Here is a 5,767-nt window from a genome sequence, read left to right as displayed (position 1 = left end):
CACCGAATTCACCAACATCAGCACCTGCTCCGATGTAACTCCTTTTGCTTGTACCGGCACCGTGAGCAAGGTCCCCGATGCAGGCGTCTCTGACGAAGAACCAACGCTGTTCAACGGGTCTTACAACCGTCCTGCAGCCTTTACCTCGTCTTTGCCTGTGTCTACGGCCGACTTCGGTTCGGTGAACTCGGTGTTCAGCCAGGTCTTCGGCGTGGCCGTGACCACCAAGCTGTACGCTGAAATGCAAGCAGCCGGTCACACTGTCGACGGCACGACCACCGGCCTGCCCACACTGAGCTCGACTCAAGTGGCCAACCTGTTCAGCCAATCGATCAAGACCCAGGGCTGGAAGGGCATCACGACCGCCGCCAACGAAGGCGTGGGCGTGAACGTCTGTACACGTGATATCGGTTCGGGCACCCGTGCTGCCATCAACACGCTGTTCCTGCAAAACGGCGCCAATGGCCTGCTGCCTTTCAAGGCCAAGCCAGCTCAATCCAACGTGACAGCGGCATCTGATGTGGCCGGCAAGTTCTTCATCAACGAAGCTGGTTCCGGCGGCGGCGTGGTGACCTGCCTGGGTAACGTCAACGCGCTGGCCTCTAAGGGTTTTGGCGTGGGTCTGCTGACCCTGGGCCAAGGCACCAACGCCAACTACAAGTTCGTGGCCATCGACGGCGTGGTGCCTTCGCGTGACAACGCCAAGGTTGGCAAGTACGGTGCCTGGGTTGAGTCCACAATTCAAACGAACAAGAGCGCTGTGAACGGTGGCTTGTCGGCTGGTGCCCTGGGCTTCCTGAATGCCTTCATCACCAAGGCCACGAATGCTGACAACCTCGGCCAAGTTGGCGTGCCTGCTATCGCTGGCGTGTTTGCGCTGCCTCTGTCGGGCTCGACCGTTGCTGATGCAGATTGCAGCGCCTACGGCAACACCACACCTGCAACGTACCCAGCCATGGGCGACACCACCTTGCCTGCCACGGCCGCCGCTGCCGCTGACTATTTCTGCTCGCGTTACACCCGCGGCGGCGTCAGCACCAACGTGCCTGCTTTCACGAAGTAATCTAGCTTGATTCTCTGCAGGCCTTTGATGGCCTGCATGTGAGCCTGCTGTGTGGCCTCGGGTCTTTGGACTCGGGGCCATTTTTCTTGGGCGCCATTTCACCCTGCGCCGTAAGAGGCATCCCGGTGCCCCCGTGAATGAGGGTTAAGTAGTCCGTATGGACTACGAGTTTTCACTCCCGATTCATTGCCCCCCCCGACACTGGCGCGCATGAAACCACTGTCCAGTGCCCCGTCGTGGCGGGCGCAGGCTGTGGCTTGTTTTGTTTTGGGCTTGCTGTCTGGTGCGAATGCGCAAACGGTCAAGCCTGATGCGCCACAAGCCCATGAGCCTGCACGTGCCTTGCCCACTCCTGCTGCCGCCCCTGAGGCGCCCACGCCTGCATTCGACGTGCTTGAGTTCGTCGTTGAAGGCAATACGGTGTTATCAGACGAAGCCATCGAGAAGGCGGTTACGCCCTTTCTGGGTGAACGCAAGACCTTTGCCAATGTCGAGGCTGCACGCATCGCCTTGGAGAAGGCGTATCAGGATGCAGGTTTCCTGACGGTCTTTGTGGATTTGCCCGAGCAAGAAGTCAGCCAGGGTGTTGTGACGCTCAATGTGCAGGAGGGCCGCGTGGAGCGCCTCGCCGTGACGGGGTCTCGCTACTACTCACAAGGCTATATCCGCTCGCGCGTACCTGAGTTGGCCGAAGGCAAGGTACCTAACTTCAATGTGGTGCAAGCCCAGTTGGCCGAGGTCAACCGAACGGACGATCGTCGCGTGCAACCGGTTTTGCGTCCAGGCCGTACGCCCAATTCTGCCGAGGTGGAATTGAAGGTCACGGATCAGGCGCCCGTCCATGCTTCACTGGAACTCAACAACAACCATGCCCAGTTCAGCAAGCCTTGGCGTTTGACGGCCTCTGCGCGTTACGACAATCTCTTTCAGCGCGATCACAGCATGCAGTTGATCGCGATCACCAATCCGCAGAACCCAAGTCAGTCCAAGGCACTCGGCCTGAGCTATATCGTTCCAGAACCGGGTGGTGATGGCTGGCAGGCCACGGCATTGTGGTCCGACTCTCAGATCGAAGCCTTCAGTTCGGTATCCATCTTGGGGCGTGGCGCCACCTTCAGTCTCAAGCGGCAATGGGGCTTGCCCAGCGCAGGGGCGTTGTCGCACGTGATGACCTTCGGTGCTGACTACAAGAACATGAAGGAAAGCGTATTGGTTGGCAGCGACAAGGTTGCCACGCCCATTCGCTATATGCCCTTGACGCTAGGCTACAACGGTAGCTGGGTTCAAGAGGATGCCGCAGTTCTGAGTTGGACCAATAACGTTGTGTTCGGCGTTGGATCGCTGTTCAAGCATGACGTTGATTGTGGATTTGGTCCGCAAGATCAGTTCTCTTGCAAGCGGCAAGGCGCTGACGGCGGGTTTGCCTATTACCGCGTGGATCTTCGTCAAAGCCAGCCGGTTGGCCGCTGGAACCTGGGCTTGCGTCTGGGTGGGCAGGTGGCCACGCAGGCCGTTATCGGCGTTGAGCAATATGCGCTGGGTGGCAGCGACAACATCCGGGGTTATCTGAGCTCCGAAGTGGCGGGCGATCACGGTGTGATGGGCTCGGTACAAATCAACACACCCAACCTGAGCCCTTCTGCGGGGAAGGCCGATGCGGTGGACAGCTTCTGGCGCAGGCTGGATGAACTGACCGCTTATGCCTTTGTGGATGCCGGGCAGATCCGGGTTTTCAATCCTTCTGCTGACCAGGCAGGCCGACAAAGCCTGGCCTCCATCGGGGTGGGCGTCAAGCTCAAGGTCTACAAGGACTGGACGCTCAATAGCGATCTGGCGCATGCCTTGCGCGCTGCCACCACCACACGCGCCAATGACAACCGGGTGCATGTGCGCCTGTCTGCCGATTTCTGATTTCCCCTGGAGTTCCCATGGCTCACCCCATTCGCACCGCATCACGTTCGCAGCGCCGCAGCTTGCGCCAGCAGCAACGAGCCAGCCGATCGACATCCTGGCGAATCGGGGCCTTGCGTCCGGTGGCATTGGCTGCTTGCCTGAGTGTGAGCGGCCCTGCACACCTGGGCTGGGCGGGCACGATGAACCCGATGGCTGCACTGAGCAGCCACGCCATTCCCGTGCCGGTGATCCCCTTCATCGATGAGGCTACGAAACAGCGGCAAAACATCGCCAGCTACGGTAAGGGAAAGGGAACCGTCACCAACGATGCCAACAACGATCCTGTCAAGCTGGTGATTGATCAGGAGACGCAGAAGGCCATCTATAACTGGCAGAGCTTCGACATCGGGCAAGCGTCCAGCGTCGTTTTCATGTTGCCTGACAAGGATTCATCCGCGCTCAACAGAGTGAGCAATTCAACGTCTGCTTCCCGGATATTTGGTAGCCTGAGTTCCTACTATGGTGATGGCAAGGGTGGTCTCATCACAGGTGGTGAGATCTACCTTATCAACCGCAACGGCATTCTGTTTGGCAAAACAGCGAAGGTGAACGTGGGCTCGCTCATGGCGTCTGCGCTGGACATGAGCGATGACGACTACAAGAGCGGCCTGCAAAGCATCAAGACCAATCAATCCACCTTCTTCAGCTGGAAGGATGGTGATATCGCCACCTACGATCCGGAGACAAACTATGTGAAGGTGGAAGAGGGCGCCAGTATCACGACTGCGTCTGGCGGGCGGGTCTTTCTGCTGGGTGGCAAAGTGGAAAACGGCGGCCAGATCACCGCGCAAAACGGGCAGGTGGTGCTGGCGGCGGGCAGTGAGGTCTACCTGAACACACCTTCTGCCGTCAATTCGCCGCTCTATATGTCCGAGGCCAATGAGAACGTACCGGCGGTCAAGGGCTTGTTGGTCGAGGTGAACTCCAGCCGCAAGGCCGGCGAATATGCGGCCAATACCGCAACCGGCGTCATCAATACGCCAACAGGTAACACGACCATCGTAGGCTGGGCGGTCAATCAGAGCGGGCGGATCCTGGCGACCACCAGCATCTCCCAAAATGGTTCGGTCTTTCTGCAGGCACGCAGCAATGTCGTAGCGCAGATGACCAATGGCGTGACCAAGCAGGCCACGCAGGGTGGCCAGTTGGTATTGGGTGATCGAAGCAGCATTCAGATCACGGTTGATCAAGGTTTGGACAAAGGGGGGCAGGTTCCCGCCATCTCGGCCAACTCGGTCTTCACGGCTTCTCGTGTCGAGATGTCGGGGCAGACCATTGAATTCAAGGACAGGGCGAGTGACGCAGCCGGTTCGCAGGCCGTGATCACAGCGCCCGCAGCCGTGGTCAACGTGAGAGCGGAGGCCTTGCCTGCCTATAGCCGCGCCAACCTTCTGGCTGCGGGTGTGACGCCGGATGGGCAAGGCAAGCTCCTCGTCGGTGACGGCGTGAAGATCGATGTGTCCGGCACCAAAGACACGACGGTATCCGTGGCGCGCAATTTTGTGACCACGGCCTTGCTAGGAGGCAATGACCTCAAGGACGCGCCCATTCAGAAGGACGGCCCGATCTACCGCAGCAAGTTGACCTTTGATATCCGTGAGGCAGCCCCCATCCTCGGCGATACCTCTGCGTACAAGAATGCCGTATTGAAGTCGGCCAGCGAGTTCATGTCTGCCGGCGGCAATGTGTCGTTGACTTCGACTGGTTCTGTCGCCACGAGCAATACAGCCAGCATTGACGTTTCGGGCGGGCAGGTCAACTACACCTCGGCCATGGTCAACCCCAGCGTCTTGCTGGGCAAGAACGGCCAGCGCTACACACTGAATACCGCGCCCACTGATCAGGTGATTGTGGGTATTGCCGGTGTTGGCAACATGACGCCCACGCGTTTTGGAACGCAGACCGCGCCCAGCCTGGCTGGCATGGCCCACATGGAGCAGGGCTACACCGAGGGCAAGGACGCAGGCAAGCTCAATGTGATCGCGCCCCAGATGGTGGTGGCCGCGAAGCTGAACGCTTCAACAGTTTCTGGGCGCCGGCAGTTGTCAGGTCTGGATGCCTTGGCTTTCAAAGGCGCTTTGACGCTGGGCACGATGGAAAACGTATCCAAGGTGGGTACTGTCTATCAATTTGGCACATCCGGCTTTCAAAGTGCAGTGCTGCAGGACATCGAGGTCACCAAGTCGGTTGACGACCTGAGCGATTTTTCCAACGAGCGTAGCTTTGGCAAGAGTGCCATCTCAGTCGAGCAGATCAACAAGAGCGGTTTTGGCAGCGTGACCATTGCGAGCAATGGCAATATCACCGTTGACGATGGCGCTGATTTGAAGTTGCCCCAGAACGGCAGCTTGACCTTGCGCGCAGCGGCATATGCAGAAAGCGTGCCGGTCACTGATCCCGCCACAGGCGCGAAGAGCACCCAGTCGATTGTCCACAACGGCATTGTGTTGGGGGGCAAGATTCAAAGTGTGGGCGGTGCGGTTTCGATCGAGTCCAAAAGCCTCAACGATGCGGCGGCCGAGTCTGACACCTTGGCCGTCGGCTCTGTGCATTTGAAAGACGGGCAAAGTATCGATGTAGCGGGCAACTGGGTGAATCAGCGCCTGGATGGCACGGGTGTGGCGCCTGCTGTCAGCGGCGGGAGCGTCAGCCTGGCATCGGGCCGCGGCTTGGTGATCGGAAACGATGTGAGCATCAATGTTTCGGGTGGTGCCACCATGAACAGTGCCGGATCGATCAAGGGAAGCAACG

General features: G+C 59.0%; 3 protein-coding genes. All 3 read left to right on the top strand.

What is annotated here, in order from left to right:
• The coding region (locus EPO09_RS17145) for a hypothetical protein (RefSeq protein ID WP_290644824.1) at window positions 1–1,063 on the top strand (1,063 nt) is incomplete at its 5' end.
• A 210-nt stretch (window positions 1,064–1,273) separates the two neighbouring features.
• The gene (locus tag EPO09_RS17140) at window positions 1,274–2,974 is read left to right on the top strand and encodes a ShlB/FhaC/HecB family hemolysin secretion/activation protein (RefSeq protein WP_290644822.1); all 1,701 of its coding nucleotides are present in this window, start codon (window positions 1,274–1,276) and stop codon (window positions 2,972–2,974) included.
• A 17-nt stretch (window positions 2,975–2,991) separates the two neighbouring features.
• A partial coding sequence (locus tag EPO09_RS17135) for a filamentous hemagglutinin N-terminal domain-containing protein (protein WP_290644820.1) occupies window positions 2,992–5,767 on the top strand: 2,776 nt, incomplete at its 3' end.

Source organism: Aquabacterium sp. (genome assembly GCF_004297345.1).
Lineage (GTDB): Bacteria > Pseudomonadota > Gammaproteobacteria > Burkholderiales > Burkholderiaceae_C > Aquabacterium.
The sequence above is the reverse complement of the archived record's forward strand: the minus strand, read 5'-3'. Positions and strand labels throughout refer to the sequence as shown.